17 protein-coding genes are annotated in these 17,812 nt (G+C 38.4%); all 17 read left to right on the top strand.

The window, feature by feature from the left end:
• A partial coding sequence (locus QZ334_RS03245; protein ID WP_295231869.1) for a YadA C-terminal domain-containing protein occupies window positions 1-1,416 on the top strand: 1,416 nt, incomplete at its 5' end.
• Window positions 1,417-1,815: 399 nt separating this feature from the next.
• A complete protein-coding gene (mraZ, locus tag QZ334_RS03240; protein WP_039969108.1) occupies window positions 1,816-2,247 on the top strand; it encodes a division/cell wall cluster transcriptional repressor MraZ in 432 nt (143 codons plus the stop codon).
• A 9-nt stretch (window positions 2,248-2,256) separates the two neighbouring features.
• The gene (gene rsmH / locus QZ334_RS03235) at window positions 2,257-3,189 is read left to right on the top strand and encodes a 16S rRNA (cytosine(1402)-N(4))-methyltransferase RsmH (RefSeq protein ID WP_227720166.1); all 933 of its coding nucleotides are present in this window, start codon (window positions 2,257-2,259) and stop codon (window positions 3,187-3,189) included.
• A gap of 21 nt (window positions 3,190-3,210) precedes the next feature.
• Window positions 3,211-3,615 (top strand): cell division protein FtsL, encoded by a 405-nt coding sequence (gene ftsL, locus QZ334_RS03230; protein WP_005386230.1) that lies wholly within the window; start codon window positions 3,211-3,213, stop codon window positions 3,613-3,615.
• A 55-nt stretch (window positions 3,616-3,670) separates the two neighbouring features.
• Window positions 3,671-5,155: a UDP-N-acetylmuramoyl-L-alanyl-D-glutamate--2,6-diaminopimelate ligase gene (locus QZ334_RS03225; RefSeq protein WP_295231861.1), complete on the top strand. Its 1,485-nt coding sequence runs from the start codon at window positions 3,671-3,673 to the stop codon at window positions 5,153-5,155.
• 1 nt (window position 5,156) lies between these two features.
• Window positions 5,157-6,515: a UDP-N-acetylmuramoyl-tripeptide--D-alanyl-D-alanine ligase gene (locus tag QZ334_RS03220; RefSeq protein ID WP_295215093.1), complete on the top strand. Its 1,359-nt coding sequence runs from the start codon at window positions 5,157-5,159 to the stop codon at window positions 6,513-6,515.
• Between the two features lie 58 nt (window positions 6,516-6,573).
• Window positions 6,574-7,560: a phospho-N-acetylmuramoyl-pentapeptide-transferase gene (gene mraY / locus QZ334_RS03215; protein ID WP_295231858.1), complete on the top strand. Its 987-nt coding sequence runs from the start codon at window positions 6,574-6,576 to the stop codon at window positions 7,558-7,560.
• Between the two features lie 84 nt (window positions 7,561-7,644).
• Complete coding sequence (murD, locus tag QZ334_RS03210) at window positions 7,645-9,015, top strand: UDP-N-acetylmuramoyl-L-alanine--D-glutamate ligase (RefSeq protein WP_295231855.1); 1,371 nt, start codon at window positions 7,645-7,647, stop codon at window positions 9,013-9,015.
• Window positions 9,015-10,124: an undecaprenyldiphospho-muramoylpentapeptide beta-N-acetylglucosaminyltransferase gene (murG, locus tag QZ334_RS03205; RefSeq protein ID WP_295231854.1), complete on the top strand. Its 1,110-nt coding sequence runs from the start codon at window positions 9,015-9,017 to the stop codon at window positions 10,122-10,124. Before murD ends, murG begins: the two co-directional genes overlap by 1 nt.
• 14 nt (window positions 10,125-10,138) lie before the next feature.
• Complete coding sequence (murC, locus tag QZ334_RS03200; protein WP_295231852.1) at window positions 10,139-11,521, top strand: UDP-N-acetylmuramate--L-alanine ligase; 1,383 nt, start codon at window positions 10,139-10,141, stop codon at window positions 11,519-11,521.
• Window positions 11,518-12,450, top strand: coding sequence for a D-alanine--D-alanine ligase family protein (locus tag QZ334_RS03195; RefSeq protein ID WP_295231849.1), 933 nt, complete (start codon window positions 11,518-11,520; stop codon window positions 12,448-12,450). The genes murC and QZ334_RS03195 overlap by 4 nt, the downstream gene beginning before the upstream one ends.
• A 27-nt stretch (window positions 12,451-12,477) precedes the next feature.
• The gene (locus tag QZ334_RS03190; RefSeq protein WP_105089334.1) at window positions 12,478-13,332 is read left to right on the top strand and encodes a cell division protein FtsQ/DivIB; all 855 of its coding nucleotides are present in this window, start codon (window positions 12,478-12,480) and stop codon (window positions 13,330-13,332) included.
• Between the two features lie 28 nt (window positions 13,333-13,360).
• Entirely contained in the window at window positions 13,361-14,056 is a 696-nt protein-coding gene (locus QZ334_RS03185; RefSeq protein WP_005386244.1) for a DUF881 domain-containing protein, read from the top strand.
• Entirely contained in the window at window positions 14,053-14,397 is a 345-nt protein-coding gene (locus tag QZ334_RS03180) for a small basic family protein (RefSeq protein ID WP_295231844.1), read from the top strand. The genes QZ334_RS03185 and QZ334_RS03180 overlap by 4 nt, the downstream gene beginning before the upstream one ends.
• A 138-nt stretch (window positions 14,398-14,535) precedes the next feature.
• The gene (ftsZ, locus tag QZ334_RS03175) at window positions 14,536-15,576 is read left to right on the top strand and encodes a cell division protein FtsZ (RefSeq protein ID WP_295231840.1); all 1,041 of its coding nucleotides are present in this window, start codon (window positions 14,536-14,538) and stop codon (window positions 15,574-15,576) included.
• A gap of 81 nt (window positions 15,577-15,657) precedes the next feature.
• Entirely contained in the window at window positions 15,658-16,227 is a 570-nt protein-coding gene (locus QZ334_RS03170) for a porin family protein (protein ID WP_295231837.1), read from the top strand.
• 261 nt (window positions 16,228-16,488) lie between these two features.
• Window positions 16,489-17,736: an aminotransferase class I/II-fold pyridoxal phosphate-dependent enzyme gene (locus tag QZ334_RS03165; RefSeq protein ID WP_295231834.1), complete on the top strand. Its 1,248-nt coding sequence runs from the start codon at window positions 16,489-16,491 to the stop codon at window positions 17,734-17,736.
• Window positions 17,737-17,812 lie beyond the last annotated feature (76 nt).

Below are 17,812 nucleotides of genomic sequence, written 5' to 3'. Positions count from 1 at the left end.
GGAGATGTGTATAAGAGACAGAATATCGATAGCAAGGTAAATGATATTGATGTGAAAGTTAATAATCAAAATACTGTAATCAACAATATCAAAACTGATGTATCTGGCTTGAAAGATCAAGTTGGCAAAAATACTGAAGCAATTAAGAACTTGCAAAATGTAAGCGCTGATGTAAACAAAGTGAAAGAACAAGTTAATGCTAATACTCAAAAAGCAAATGCTAACGAAGAACGCATTAAAAATGTTCAAAGCCAAGTTTCTGTTAATACTGAAGCAATCAAACATAATACTGAAAACATCAATATTAACAAAGCAGCGATCAAACAAAATGCTGAAGCAATTCAAAATACTAATGTAACTGTACAAAAAGTAATCAACAAAGTTGATGAACATAGCAAAGTTATTAACGACGTATCTAAACAAGTTAATACTAATACAACTAATATTGCTAATATCAATAATGTTGTTAACCAAAATACAACTAATATTACAAATGTAACTAACCAAGTTAATACAAACACAAGCAATATTAGTAAAGTAACTAACCAAGTTAATACAAATACAACAAACATCAACACTCTAAATGCTAAAGTAGATACTAATGTTACAAATATTACTAAAGTAGATAATCGTGTAACTGAAGTAGCTAAACAAGTTAATGAAAATGCACAATTAACTAAAGCTGTTGGTACTCTAGCATTAGAAAATCATGAAAAGGTTAGTGTATTAGGTTTACAAGTAAATAAAAATACTCAAGACATTGCTGATGTAAACACTAAAGTTGATGAAAATGTTACATTAACTAAGAACATTGGTGCGATTGCATTAGAAAACAATGAAAAAGTTAATGTATTGGGCTTGCAAGTAAATAAAAATACTCAAGATATCAGTACATTAGCAGAAGCTGCAAATTATAGCTTGAAAGCTTCCAACATTGCATTACAAGATCACGCAACACTTGTTCAACATGATGCACAAATCGCAGAAAACTCTCGCCGCATTAGCAGCGTAGAACGCGATGTTAAAGTTGTAGGTGCTAATGCAGCAGCATTAGCAGCATTGAAACCTATCGAATACCACGAAGGTCAAAAAGCCCAAATTATGGCGGCTGTTGGTACTTACAAAGGTAAAACATCTACTGCATTGGGTGTAGCACATTATGCAAATCCTGATTTATTAATCCATGCTGGTGCCGCTTATGGTGGTGACCATAGCGTAATGGCAAATGCTGGTGTAACAATCGGTATTGGCAATGCTCCTACAGCTCCTAAAGCATCCCCTGCAACTGTAAAAGTTCTTGAGGATCAAGTGGCTGATTTGCAAGCACAAAACAAAGAAATTCGTGAACTTCTTGATAAAGTGATTGCACAACAACCACAACAAGCTCCAAAAGCAGCTGTAAAAACAACTAAATAATATGCCTCCCAACCGATGGGTTACACTATAATCTATCGTAGGTATAGAAACCGCGTAGCAGAAATGCTACGCGGTTTTCTTTTTGTGTGGATTTGTGGTGATTGTATTCCTATATATCGTTTGATTTGAGTGTAATAGAGCTTATGGGAGTATTGTGGTGGGGATTGGATACAGATAAAACTAGAATTTGGTACTTAGTGGTGGGGAGTGGTTTTAATGATTCAATTATCATTTATTTTCGAACATATGTATCTAAGAAAAGGAGAGAAAAATAGAGATTATGAAAGAAAAATATAAAAAAGTGGGATAAAAATGGATTTTTTATTGTGATTGGTGGGGAATTGTGGTAGAATTTACCATATAGTGGTGGATAAGGAATAGTAAAGGGCGGTGATACGTATGTTCATGGGAGAATATAATCACACCATTGATACAAAAGGGCGGATGATTATACCCGCGAAAATACGTGAACAACTAGGCGAAGTATGCATTGTTACTAAGGGCCTAGATAACTGCTTAGCTATTTACACCGAAGAAGCGTGGAAGAAAATTTCTGCAGCTTTACAATCACAATCCTCCACTAAAGCTAGCGTACGTGCCTTAAAACGTTTTGTTTTTGGTAGTGCCGCTGAGCTTGAATATGATAAACAAGGTCGTGTCCTCATTCCTGTACCACTACGTGAATATGCGAGCCTTGATAAACAGGCCGTTATTGTCGGTGCTGGGGATCACGTTGAAATTTGGAGCCGCGAAAAATATGATTACTATGATGATCAAGTGGCTGAAAGTATGGAAGAACTTGTCGAAGGTCTAGAAGGGATTATGTTATAGGAGGCTATGATGGAATTTAATCATACCAGCGTACTTTTACGCGAAACGGTGGACTCCGTCGTAACTAATCCAAAAGGCATCTATGTGGACTGTACTCTGGGTGGTGCAGGACATGCCCATGCTGTGGGCGAGATGCTAGACCCAGAAGGCATGATTATAGGGTTGGATCAAGATGAAGATGCGTTGAGCGTAGCTCGACAGCGTTTATCTGATTTAACATGTCAGGTGTTAACAATACCGACGAACTTTTCTAACTTAAAAGAAGCTCTCCATAATGAGGGTATCTATGAAGTAGATGGATTTATCTTTGATCTTGGCGTATCTAGCTATCAACTGGATACACCGGAGCGTGGCTTTTCATATATGAATGATGGCCCACTTGATATGCGTATGGATAAGGACGCTCCATTAACGGCAGAAGAGGTTGTTAATGAATATGATGCTGAAGCATTATTGCAAATTATCCGCGACTATGGTGAAGAGCGATGGGCTAAGCGCATTGTTGAATTCATCATTAATGCACGTCAAGAAAAACGAATTACCACTACTGGTGAGTTAGTTAGAATTATTAAGCAAGCAATACCTGCGAAGGCGCGTCAAGATGGACCACATCCGGCAAAACGGACGTTCCAAGCCATTCGCATTGAAGTAAATAGAGAATTAGCTATCTTGCATGATAGTTTTGTAGATGCTGTATCCATGTTGAAACCAAAGGGGAAAATTGGGGTTATCACATTCCACTCCTTGGAAGATCGAATTACAAAACAAACTTTCAAAGAGTTGAGTACAGCATGTATATGTCCTCCAGAATTGCCAATGTGCGTTTGTAACCACAAGGCAGTTGTGAAGGCGAAGAATAAGGCTATAGAGCCGAGTGCAGGGGAGATTGAGGTTAATCCGAGGGCTAGAAGCGCAAAGTTACGCGTAGCCGTCAAGTTGTAGAATTGGAAGGGGTTAGTGTTTATGTTAGCGAGAAAGGCTGTTGTGGGCCAAGTTAAAAGCGATGTGTTGGTCGCTTCACAAGGGAGAAAACGTAGTGCAAATGTGGCTCTAGATTTGAGCCCTATGATGTGGCAGGTTGTATATGGTATTGCTGCATTGGTTGCATTTTTGCTTATCATGATGGTTATGAATGCGTACAGCACAAAATTAGGCTATGAAGTAGTTAAAACACAGCAAGCTGTAGTACAATTAACAAAGGATAATGATGCGTTGGATGTTGAAGTGGCTTCTTTGAAGTCTCCTGTTCGTATTCAACAAATCGCAGAACAACAACTAGGGATGGTTTTGCCTGATTCTTTTGTTTATAGTACAAAAAGCGCTGTTACTGAACGTACTGTACAAGAGAAACAGCAAATTATAGACTAGCAGGCAAAGCAGCTCGTATTGGGCTGCTTTCCTTTGCGTGTAAAGGAGATTGTATATGAAACAATTACAAGATATAGTAAAAACTTTGCAAACACCGCATGTAGAAGGCAATACAGCTGTTGAGGTATTAGATATTACGGCTGATTCTCGTGCAGTAAAAGCAGGTAGCTTATTTATTGCATTAGATGGTGCCACTGTAGATGGTCATAATTATGTAAATAAAGCTGTTGAAGCTGGTGCTGTAGCAGTACTTGTATCTAAACCGGTAGAGGTATGTGGTGATGTTTGTGTTATCACTGTAGAGGATACTCGAAAAGCTATGATGGCTTGTGTGCCATATTTCTTTGATTATCCAGCCAATTCCATGCGTATGATCGGTGTTACTGGTACTAATGGTAAAACGACTACAACTCATATGATTCGTCATATTTTGAAAGGTCAAGGCCATAAAGTAGGCGTTATTGGTACCGTTCATATTATGATTGGTGATACATCCTATCCAATTCATAATACAACGCCTGATGTAGTAGATTTACAACATATTCTTCATCAAATGGTAGAAGAAGGTGTTACCCATTGTGTCATGGAAGTATCTTCCCATGCGTTAGCATTAGGTCGGGTTTCTGGTGTTGAATATGATACAGCAGTATTCACAAATTTAACGCAAGATCATTTGGACTTTCACAAGACCTTTGAAAATTACTTGGCCGCTAAGTGTAAATTATTTGAACAAGTTAGCGCACCAAACCAAACTAAATCTGGTAAAGGGGCTATCATTAACATCGATGACGAATATGGTCATCGTGTAATTGAAAAAACAACAGCGCCTATCATTACGTACAGTATTGATGGTAAGGGCACGTTGAATGCTCATGATGTTGAAATGACACCTAAATCTAGCCGTTATACGGTATCCTATGATGGCAATGACTATACAGTGGCTATGAATACCACTGGTTTATTTAATGTATATAATACATTGGCTGCTATTGGTGCTTGTCTATTAGAAGGTATCTCCATGGAAGATATCGATAAAGCATTAAAAACATTTAGTGCTGTGCCTGGTCGTTTTGAGCTTATTGAAGAAGGTCAACCATTTGCAGTTGTTGTAGACTATGCACATACACCAGATGGGTTAGAAAATATTTTGCAAACTGCAAAGGCTATTCAAGAAAATCGCATTATTGTAGTCTTTGGTTGCGGTGGTGACCGGGATGCTACAAAACGTCCTATCATGGGTCGTATTGCTGCACAATATGGCGATGTAGTATATGTTACATCTGACAATCCTCGCACAGAAGATCCTGTGCAAATTGTGAAAGATGTAGAGGTAGGCGTTAAAGAAGGCCTTCGTGAAGGCTCTCACTATGAAGTTATCGTTGATCGTCGGGAAGCGATTCAACATGCAATACAAAATGCAAAACCTGGGGATATTGTACTAATTGCAGGTAAGGGGCATGAGGATTACCAAATCTTAAAGGATAAAACGATTCATTTTGATGATCGTGAAGAGGCGCGAGCAGCCCTCAAGGAGATCTAATATGGCAGAATTTACATTGTCTCAAGTGGTAGAAGCCACACAAGGGACGAGTGCACATACCGACAATATTAAGTTTTTAGATGTATCTACTGATACAAGAACTATTGAATCAGGCTTTTTATTTGTAGCCTTAAAAGGCGATACCTTTGATGGTCATGATTTTATTAATACAGCTATCGAAAAGGGCGCTACTGGTGCAATCGTAGAAAAGGGCCGTGCAGTGGACGGCATTGTATGCATTGAAGTAGATAATACATTGGTAGCGTATCAAAATTTAGCACGTTACCATCGTCGTCGCTTTGATATCCCTGTAGTCGCTATTACTGGTTCTTCTGGTAAGACTACAACAAAAGAAATGGTAGCTGCTGTACTCGGCACCGAATTTAATGTTTTGAAAACTGAGAAAAACTTTAACAATGAAATTGGTTTGCCAAAAACATTGTTGCGTTTAACTGCAGAACATCAAGCTTGTGTTGTTGAAATGGGTATGCGTGGCCTTGGTCAAATCGAGGAGCTTGCGTTGATTGCAGAACCAACTATGGGTATTATTACTAATGTTGGTACTAGCCATATTGAGCTATTAGGTTCTCGTGAAGCTATCGCACAAGCTAAAGGTGAGTTAATTCGTTGCTTGCCTGAAAATAGTGTGGCTATTCTCAATGAAGATGATCCATATGTTAAAGCTATGGATAGTCTTGCTAAAGGTAAGACTATTACCTATGGTATCGAACGTAATGCCACATGTATTGGCAGTCATTTGCGTTATAAAAAAGATGGTATTAAATTTACATGTAAATGTTATGACGAAGTATTTGATATCTTCTTGCCTATGATTGGTGAACACAATGTATATGACGCATTGGCAGCAATCGTAGCTGGTCGTGTGCTAGGCATTAAGTCCAATACGATCCGTAAGGGCTTAAGCGAATTTACAGGCACTCCTATGCGCCAAGAAATCGTACCATTTGAAGATATTGTTATCTTAAATGACGCGTATAATGCAAATCCTTCTTCTATGGCTGAAGCGATAAAAGCTTTGGGTCAGCTAGAAGGTAAACGTAAAATTGCCATGCTTGGTGATATGCTTGAACTTGGTGATTATACTGAACAAGCGCACCGTGAAATTGGTCAATTACTGGCTGAAGAAGGTTATAGTGTGGTCTTCACATTTGGTGATGCTGCTGCCTTTATAGCTAAAGAAGCTAAAAAAGCAGGCTTAACTACATTCCGTTGTAATAGCCATTTGGAAATGGCCAATGCATATAGTGATATTCGTGAAAAAGGGGACGTTATCCTTGTCAAAGGCTCCCGTGGTTTGCGGATGGAACGAGTTGTTGAAGAATTGAAAGATCGTGAATAAAAGGTTACGGCTAGTTATATCTAGCCGTCATCTGTTTATTAATGAGTAGAGGATTCGTATGATATATCACATTCTATTAGCCTTCGTAGTAACCTTTATTATTACTGTAGTGCTAGGTAAATTTGCTATTCCTATGTTGCGTTCTTTGCACGCACAACAAAGTATTCGTGAAGAAGGTCCAGAAAGTCATCAAGCGAAAGCTGGTACACCAACAATGGGTGGCGCTTTTATGATGGTAGCCCTCGTCATTGGGGTTGCTTTATTTGCACCGTGGAATGTGGGTACTGGTATGTTATTGTTCCTCACATTAGGACATTGTTTATTGGGCTTCTTTGATGATTTTGTAAAAGCTGTAAAAAAACGTAATCTTGGTTTGACAGCAAAGCAAAAATTACTAGGTCAATTTATTTTGGCTGCCATATTCTGTTACTGTATTACTGAAATTATGGTTATTCCTACTACATTGTGGATTCCTGTAGCAGATATTCACCTTCAATTAGGTTGGGCTTATTATGTATTGGCATTTCTAATTATCGTAGGTGCTACGAATGCCGTAAATCTTACAGATGGTCTTGATGGTTTAGCTAGTGGTACATCTGCTGTAGCTGCCATTGCCTTTTCCGTTATCGGCCTTATGGCTGCATCCACAACAAATTCTATTGGCGCTGAAAGCGTTGCTTACTATGGTGCCATTGTAGCCGCTGTATGCCTTGGTTTCTTGGCATACAATGTAAACCCTGCAAAAGTATTTATGGGGGATACAGGTTCTTTAGCATTAGGTGGTGCTTTTGCGGCGATGGCGATTCTTACAAAAACAGAGTTGTTACTCGTTGTAATTGGCGGTATTTTTGTTATGGAAGCGTTATCCGTTATTATTCAAGTTATTTCCTTTAAAACTCGTGGTGTACGAGTATTTAAAATGAGCCCTATTCACCATCATTTTGAGTTGTCTGGTTGGGCTGAACAAACTGTTGTTAATCGCTTCTGGTTTGGTGGTGCTGTATTAGCTGTTATTGGTGTCATTTTAGCGACTATAACTTTGTAAGATAATACTTAACGGAAGCCGCAAATAATGGTATGCTTATAAGATAGGAATACATTATTTTTGTTGATAATTTAGGTGATACAGATGGAATACGGGGACAAACATATACTTGTTCTGGGCGCTGGTGCCAGCGGTATAGGCGCATCTTGGGTGTTAGCTCAAGTTGGGGCCCATGTAGTGTTAAATGATTATAAGCCTGTTACACTGCCTGCAGATGAGGAAAAAAGACTAGTATCAGCGGGTGTGGATATTATTACAGGTCGACAAGACGAATCCTTGCTTGATGGTGTGGATCGTATTGTTATTTCTCCAGGTATTTCTCTAGATATTCCCATTGTAAAAGCTGCTCAAGCGCGTGGTATTGATGTAGTTAGTGAAGTTGAAGTAGCTTATGAGTTATCTAAATCTCCAATTGTAGCCGTTACTGGTACAAATGGTAAGACTACTACTACAACATTATTAACTAAGGTATTGGAAGGAACTGAGAAACCAGTTCGCGTTGGTGGCAACATTGGGGATTCTCTCAGTGAAGTTGCCTATTCCATGCCAGCAGATGGTTTCTTAGTAGCTGAACTATCTAGCTATCAATTAGAAACAATTAAGCATTTTAGACCGATTGGTGCTATTATGCTCAATATTACACCCGATCATTTAGCTCGTCACAAGACGATGGAAAATTATATTACAGCAAAGGAACGAATCTTTGAAAATCAATTGAGCACAGATTTTATGGTGCTTAATATTGATGATCCAATTGTGGCAGATATGGAACATCGTGTTCCTAGTCATATCCTTAAAATTAGTCAACATCAAGTGGTACCCGATGGTGCTTACTATGATAAAGGGCAATGTTATGTAACAAAGGATGGTAAGGCAACGCCTGTTATTGGAAGCGATGATATCCATATTCCAGGTAGTCATAATATTGAAAATATTTTAACTGTTATTGCTTTAACCTATGCGTTAGGTGTGCCCGTAGAAACTATTCATCGCATTATTAGTGAGTTCCATGGTGTTGAACATCGATTAGAACGAGTTAAAACGATTGATGGCGTTACATTCTATAATGACTCTAAAGCTACTAATGTTGACTCTGTTGTAAAAGCATTAGAATCCTTTGATCAATCAGTTATTTTATTAGCTGGTGGTCATGATAAAATGACTCCATTAGAAGATTTTATGCAGCTTGTTAAAAATCATACAAAAGCTGTTATCTTTATGGGTGAAGCGGCGGATCGATTTGAAGCTGCTGCAAAAGAGGCTGGCGTTCAGCCTATTTACAGAGCTTCATCCATGAAAGATGCTGTTGAACAAGGTTATAAATTGGCTGACCAAGGTGATATTGTATTATTATCACCAGCTTGTTCAAGCTTTGATTGGTACAGCTGTTTTGAAGAACGTGGCGATGATTTTAAAAATTGTGTTCATATGTTGCAAGAAGGGAGACACCATTAATGAAACGTATCATTATTTCAGGTGGTGGCACCGGTGGACATATATATCCAGCAATAACTATATATAAGGAAATTATGAAGCAGAACCCTGATGCACAGGTTTTATATGTAGGAACTGAAAAGGGCTTAGAGGCAACTTTAGTGCCTAAAGAAGGCATTGAGTTTACTACATTACCTGTACAAGGTTTGCAACGTAAATTATCTCTTGGTACGTTAGTGACGTTAGGTAAGACGGCTTTCTCTCTTGTGAAAGCCAATACAATCATTTCTAACTTTAAGCCAGATGTAGTTATTGGTACGGGTGGTTATGTTTGTGGTCCTATTCTTATGGCTGCAGCATTGCGCAACATTCCAACATTGATACAGGAACAAAATGTCATTGCAGGTATTACAAATAAAATTCTAAGCCGTTTTGTTGATGTAGTAGCCGTGGGCTACAAGGATGCAGAAGCATCTTTTTCAAAGGCAAAACGCGTAGTGTATACTGGTAACCCAGTACGCCCTGATGTATTAGTCGATACTAGAGCTGATGGACGTAATTATTTTAATTTAAGTGATGACACGTTTACAGTTCTCATAGCAGGTGGTTCTCGGGGGGCGCGAACTATCAATAATGCTATGATTGATGTACATAAGCATTTTCAAGGAACAAAAGGAATCAAATTAATCCATATTACAGGGGACGGAGAATACAAATCTGTGTTATCTCAGCTTGGTATTACCGATGGTGATGGTTTAGGTGATTCTTCAGTGATTCTGCCATATCTACATGATATGCCAAAAGCTTTGGCAGCAGCTGATTTAGCAGTCTTTAGATCTGGTGCTATCGGTCTTGCTGAGCTGGCGGTTAGAGGTATTCCGTCTGTGTTGGTACCATATCCATATGCAGCGGAAGATCATCAAACATATAATGCCCGTATCTTTGTTCAAGAAGGGGCTGCTCATATGATCGTTGATCAAATGTTAAGTGCTCATGATTTGATAGGGGAAATTGAAATGTTTATGGCCAATCGTGATTTATTATCACAAATGGGAGAACGAGCATTGCAATTAGGGAAACCAAATGCGGCTCATGATATTGCAAAATTAGCATTATCTATTGCAAAGTAACAAGGAGAGGTTTTATGTTAGACGGTATTCATAAGATTCACCTTATTGGTATAGGTGGGTCTGGCATGCGTGCTATAGCGAATATTTTAATTCAAAAAGGTTATGATGTATCTGGTTCAGATGTAACTGAATCTGCAGTTATTGAAAAGTTCAGAAGTATGGGCGCTACCGTTCATATTGGTCATAATAAAGAGTATGTAAATGGCGTAGATGCTGTAGTGCGTTCTACAGCTATTCGTGAAGATAATCCTGAAATTGTAGCGGCAAAAGAACAAGGAATTACAATTTTGCACCGTTCCGATATTGTAAAAGCTGTGTTAGACGTAACAGATGGCATTGCAGTAGCCGGCGCACACGGTAAAACTTCTACTACTTCCATGATTGGTCAAATTTTAGTAGAAGCAGACGCTGATCCAACAGTTATTATTGGTGGTGAAGTAGATTATTTAAAAGGTAGTAGTTGCCTTGGTAAAGGCCATTTCTCTGTAGTAGAAGCAGATGAAAGTGATGGTTCTTTCTTGAAACTACGTCCACACACCATTGTTATTACTAATATTGAAGATGATCATATGGATCATTACAAAACGATGGATAACTTGCTAAATGCATTCTGTGAGTTCGTAGAAACATTACCAGAATCTGGCAAAGCAATCGTATGTGGTGATAATGAAAATATTCGCTACGTTATGAGTCGTGTAAATCGTAACTTCATTACATATGGCTTAAGCGATAATAATGATTATGTAGCTAAAAATATTCATTATGTAGACTCTACATTGGTTTATGATGTATATCATAAGGGTGTAAATATTGAGCGTATTCGCTTGCGTGTTCCTGGTGAACATAATGTATTGAATTCCTTGGCCGCCTTTATTGTGGCTCATGATTGCTGTGGTGTAGAAACACGTATCATCACTAAGGGCTTAGGTAAATTTATCGGTGCAAAACGCCGTTTTGAAACGAAAGGCCATGTAGCCGGTGTATGGGTTGTTGATGACTATGCTCATCATCCTACAGAGATTAAAGCTACGTTGAAAGCCGCAAAAGAGTTAGAAAAACATCGTGTTATCTGTGTATTCCAACCACATCGCTTTACTCGTACTAGCTTACTAAAGGATGAATTTGCCACTGCTTTCACAAGTGCTGATGAAGTATATATGACAGATATTTATAGCTCTGGCGAAGATCCAATCCCTGGTATTGATGGACATACGATTCCAAATGCTATTAAAGCGGCTACAGGTCAAGATATAAATTATGTGCCGTCTGTTGACGATTTACCTGAAGTATTAGCTAAAGTCGTGAGACCTAATGACTTGGTTATCACTATGGGTGCAGGTTCTATTAATCAATATGGACCAAAATTATTAGCTATATTGGAGGAAGGCTTACAATGAAAGATAAAAAAATAATCGTATTGATGGGTGGTCCTTCCAAAGAGGCTGAAGTATCTCGCCGTACTGGTGCTGCTATTGCGGAAGCACTTGAAAGCAAAGGTTATAATGCTCAAACATTAGAACTTAATCCACGTACTGTTTTAAAAGATATTGAAGCCCTCGGTGGTGAAGTAGTATTTAATGCCATTCACGGCCGTTATGGTGAAGACGGTGCATTACAAGGCTTATTAGAAATGGCTGAAATTCCATACACTGGGTCTGGTATTATGGCTCATGCAGTAGGGATGAATAAAAAAGTAAGTAAAGATGTGTTTAAAGGTGCCAATATTCCTACGGCGGCTTCCGAGTCCTTCAATGGTAATCTTGAATCTGCAGAGGCTATTATTGAACATATCCGTAAAGATTTTACAATTCCAGTAGTTGTGAAATCTGCCACTCAAGGTTCTAGTATTGGGGTTACTATCGTCCGCGATGAAGCTCAGTTAGAAGAGGCTGTAACGGAAGCTCTCAAATATGACCCTATTCTCGTGGTAGAACAATTCCTTGATGGTCGTGAATTTACCGTATCTGTTTTAGATGGTAAAGCTTTGTCTGTTATTGAAATTCGTCCACATTCTGGTGAATATGACTACAAGAGTAAGTATACTGTAGGTGCTACCGAGTATTTAGTACCAGCACCTATTAGTGAAGAAATGACTGCTGAAATGCAACGCATTGGGGAACTTGTATATCGCGAAGTACAAGGCAGTGGGGTTATTCGTGTTGATGTTATGACAGATCATGCCGATAAGATGTATGTTCTTGAATATAACACTGTGCCTGGTATGACAGCAACGTCTTTAGTACCAAAAGCAGCTAAAGAAATGGGAATCGACTTCCCAACATTATGTGAAAAAATTCTATTAACAGCTAGTATAGGGAAATTTTAAGGGCTAATAGAAGATAAGGAGTTAACTATGGATGATAAGCAAAACCATCCATCCAACTCTGGGGAGATGCAGTCTTCTACACCTGTTCGTGATGAACGGGCTGTATTTAGAAAACGAGTGTTAAAAATCGGTGGTGCAGTTACTCTCGTGTTGGTGGGGTTGTTTACACTACCTATTCCTTTTGGATCCTTAAAAGTTACTGGATCGGATAAGGTAACTGTACAAGATGTAATGGTAGCAGGTGATATACATGAACCTGTTAATATATTGCAAATTAGTACAGAAAAATTAAAAACTAGATTGTCGAAAGACTTACGTGTCGAAGAGGCTCAAATTAGCTATCAGTTGCCACTTACAATGGTGGTAAATGTGGTGGAACGCAAGGCTGTTGCAGTTGTACCAGCTCAGTTTGGATATTTGACCCTTGATGGTAAAGGTCAGGTGATTGCATCAGAGCCTGCTATTCAAGATACATCTGTGCCTATGATTTCTGGTGTGAAAGCTGGAAATATACTCTTAGGAGATACAGTGGTAGATAAGCCGATATTGGCTGCTCTTGAATATTTGAACTCACTTGATGAGGAGACATTCAAGAATATTGCGGAGGTTAATATCGGAGATCCTGATGCAATAATGGCATATACTGTTTCAGGTGTACAGATTCGACTGGGAGATGGCAAAGACTTAGCTAAAAAAGCAGAGCTAACTCAGTCAATGTTACAAGATATTAAAAAGACTCATGGTAATGTACAGTATATCGATGTAAATGTTTCGTCACCGTACATTAAAACCGATGTGATGCCAGAAGGCAAAAAACATCAAAATGGAGCACCGACTACAGAAAATTCATCTACTAAGAAAGATGAGACAAAAACAAGATAAATTAGGTCATGTTGAAAATAAAAGGTAGATGATTGTCGTGAGACACGAACGGTGGGCAATTGCCATAGTCAGCTGTATATTGGGGTTCATGGTGGTAACCCAATATAAGATGACTCAAGATAATATAGAAGAAAATATTCGCTTACAACGGGCTGGTGATTTAGCAGTACAATTGCGAGAGGCCCAGAGTGAACGGGATGCTTTATTAAAGCAAATTGAATCACTAAAAAAATCTGGTGCTAATGGTGACGGTAAAGCTGATGAACAGCTTATGATGAAAGCGGCTTTAACAAATGTTAAAGGTCCAGGTGTTAGCGTGTTGATTGAAGATAGCTTAAAGCCTGTTCAAAGTGGTGAAAATCCCAATTTGTATGTAATTCATGATGAAGATATTCTTAGGATTGTCAATGAATTACGTGCTGGTGGGGCTGAAGCGATAGCTATTAATGATCAACGCCTTATAGGAACGTCTGAAATACGATGTTCAGGACCAACTATTACTGTAAATGGTAAGGTCTTTGGTGCTCCTTTTACGGTAAAAGCTATTGGAGATCCAAAGACATTAAATTCGGCGCTAACTATGCGTGGTGGTGTAGTAGATTCGCTTAAACATTGGGGGATAAAGGTAACTATAAAGCAAGAAGAGGATGTAGCGATTCCTGCTTTCACAGGTACCTTTAGAGAGGAACATATGAAGCCTAATGAGTTAGGAGGTAAAGAATGAACATCTATATCTTTGCCATCATTGGCCTAATCATAGGGGCTACCTTAGGATGGGTAGCACCGCTTCATATCCCTATTAGTTACTCGAACTATACATCCGTAGCTGTCCTAGCGGCATTAGATGCCGTATTCGGCGGCAGTCGAGCGGCACTAGAAAGAACCTTTGATCTTAGTAACTTTGTAATTGGGTTCTTTTCAAATATGGTGTTAGCTGTTATTCTTGTATATGTTGGTGATTTAATAGGCATTAATCTATATTATGTGGCCCTCATTGGGTTTGGGTTACGTGTGTTTATTAATGTAGGCGCTATACGCAAGATAATTATGACTAAGCGGTTCTAATAAATCACATTCTATATAGTGGAAAGTTTTTAAATTTTAGTGTAAAATAAATGTAATTGTTATAAGATAGTCAGTATATAAATCGATACATTGGGACGTATATTGATACAATAGATAACGATAAGAGGAGGAAGTTCAATGTCTGATTTTGCAAATATTAAAGTTATCGGTGTTGGTGGTGGCGGTAATAACGCTGTTAATCGCATGGTAGATAGCGATCTTAAAGGTGTTCAATTCTTGTCTGCTAATACAGAAAGCCAAGTACTTGAATTGTCTAAAGCGGATGTAACAATTCAAATCGGTGAAAAAGTTACTAAAGGTCTTGGCGCAGGCGCTAACCCACAAATCGGTGAAGAAGCAGCTCAAGAAAGCCGTGAAGAAATCATTAAAGCCCTTGAAGGTGCTGATATGGTATTCGTAACTGCTGGTATGGGCGGTGGTACTGGTACTGGTGCTGCTCCAATCGTAGCTGAATGTGCTAAAGAAATCGGTGCATTAACAGTAGGCGTTGTAACTAAACCTTTCGCATTTGAAGGTAAACGTCGTCGTGCACAAGCAGAAAAAGGCATTGAGTTCTTGACTCAAAAAGTTGATACAATCATCGTTATTCCTAATGATAAATTGTTACAAGTAGTAGATAAAAAATGTTCTTTGAGCGATGCATTCCGCACAGCTGATGACGTTCTTCGTCAAGGTATCAAAGGCATTTCCGATTTGATCCAAGTTCCTGGTTTAATCAACCTTGACTTTGCAGACGTTAAAACTATCATGACTGAACAAGGCGAAGCTTTGATGGGTATTGGTATTGGCGAAGGTGAAAACCGCGCTGCAGACGCTGCTAAAATGGCTATCAATAGCCCATTGTTGGAAACTTCCATTGATGGTGCTAAAGGCATCTTGCTTAACATTTCTGGTAGTGCAAACTTGAGCTTGTTTGAAATCAACGAAGCAGCTGAAATTATTTCTGAAGCAGCCGATCCTGATGCAAATATCATCTTCGGTTCTGTTATCGATGAAAGCTTGGGCGATAAAGTTCAAATTACTGTTGTAGCAACTGGCTTTAATTCTAATGCAAAAAGCGTACCAGAATTCGGTAAAACAACTACTACATCTCGTCCAGCATCCACTACAACAACAAACAGTGGTATCCCTGATATCCCTGTATTCATGAAACGCTAATTTATAGAGTGTATAATCAAAACATTCGTAAATAAGTAACTTAGTAAGACATATCTTGAGATATGTGTATAGGAGGTACAAATGAAGAAATTAGTATTATTAACTCTAGCAGCTACAGTTGTAGCAGGTAGCGCATTCGCAGCAGCACCTGTAACAAAAATTAGCGACGGTTCCACTAAAGTACAAGCTGATTATGCATTTAAACAACATGTATCTAAAGGTGGCGGCAATAGCAACGATGGTTTCGGTGTTTCTTTGCAACACGACCTTTCCAATAAAACAGCTGTACAATATTCCTATGATAAATTGAATGCAAAAAATGGCGACATTAAAGATCATCAATTAGCATTGGTTTATAAAGTGCATCCAAACGTAAACGTATATGGTGCTGGTACTGCAATTCGTACAAATGATACTGAATTGGGTTTCCAAGCAGGTGTTATTGGTCATGTACCATTGACAGAAAAAGTTAACGGCTTTGCTAAAGCTGGTTGGGGTAATGATATTAAGCAAACTTACCAAGTAGGTGCTCAATATGAAGTTCGCCCTGATGTAGACTTGAACGTATACTATGGCTATGATAAATATAGCGTAAATAATAACGATAAAACTGCAAAAGGTTTACACGCTGGTGTAGGCTACTCCTTCTAAGGATATCTAAAGACCACTCTAATGAGTGGTCTTTTTTTTGTACGTTTATAAAAATGGATACCTGTAGGGATGTTATTTATAAATTTATTTTGTATAGGATATTGTATATATCCTATATACCTTAATTTTATTATAAATCAGCTTGCAATTAGTACTATTTCTTATGTATACAATATATTTTCTAAATACTCATTGTATAATTAAATAAGTTTAGGTATGATAAATATGTAATAATTCATTTTAGATAGGATGGTGTAAGTTATGACAAGTGTTGCTGCAAAGCATGCAAAAGGGAAAAAACTTAAAGATGTAATCTTTGTAACTGCTGGCCAAGCCCAAGCTGATGCTAAAGAAAATGGTCGTGAGAACGTTGTTAACGGTACATTAGGTGCGATTCATGATGAAGATGGTAAATTAGTATTCCTTAAAACCGTTAAAGATGAATATTTAAGTCTTCCTGACTCTGAACATATTGGCTATGCACCAATCGCAGGTGTACCTGAGTTCCTTGCTGCTGCAGAGAAAGAATGCTTTGGACAATCTCGTCCAGAAGGTCATATCCGTAGTATCGCTACTGCAGGTGGTACTGGCGGTATTCATCACTTAGTTCATAACTACACAGAACCTGGTGATGAAGTGTTGACTGCTGATTGGTACTGGGGGGCCTATCGAGTAATTTGCAGTGATGTAGGTCGTACACTTGTTACGTATTCTTTATTTGATGAACATAATAACTTTAACCATGAAGCGTTCCAAAATCGTGTAAATGAATTAGCTGCTAAACAAACAAATGTGGTAATTTTGTTTAATACACCTGGTAATAACCCAACAGGCTACTCAATTGAAGATAAAGACTGGGAATCCATTCTTAACTTCTTAAAAGAACTCGTTGCTATTGGTCGCAATAATGTGATCATCGGTATTGATGTGGCTTACCTTGATTATTCTGGTGATAAAGAAGAGGTTCGCGCATTCTTTAGTAAATTTAGTCATTTGCCAAAAGAAATCCTTACATGTGTTTGCTATAGCTTGTCTAAAGGCTTCACTATGTATGGTCAACGTGTAGGGGCTTTGATTGGTATTTCTGATGACGAAGAAATTGCTGATGAATTCTTAGAAATCAACAAATCTACTAGCCGTGCTACATGGTCTAATATTTGTCGTCCAGCAATGCGTACAATGGCTAATATTGTGGCTGATCCAGCTAAGTTTAAAGAATATGAAGCTGAACGCAATAGCTACTATCAATTGATTCGCGATCGTGCTGATATCTTCAAACAAGAGGCTGCACAAGTTGGCCTTCCAATGTTACCATACCGTGGCGGTTTCTTCATTACAATTCCTACAGATTCTGCTAATGCTATCTGTGAAGAATTGAAGAAAGAGCATATTTATGTTATTGCTCTAGCTAACGGTATTCGCGTTGCAGCATGTGGCATTCCTAAATTCCAAATGACAGGCCTTGCTGAAAAAATTTATAATGCTATGAAACGTCTTGGCAAATTATAATGCATAAGTTTTACTAATATTAAAGTCCGCTTGATAAGTATATACTCGGCAAAGAAAACAGTTGGTATAAAAAATA

This window comes from Veillonella sp., from assembly GCF_019414865.1.
Taxonomy (GTDB): domain Bacteria; phylum Bacillota; class Negativicutes; order Veillonellales; family Veillonellaceae; genus Veillonella.
The sequence above is the reverse complement of the archived record's forward strand: the minus strand, read 5'-3'. Positions and strand labels throughout refer to the sequence as shown.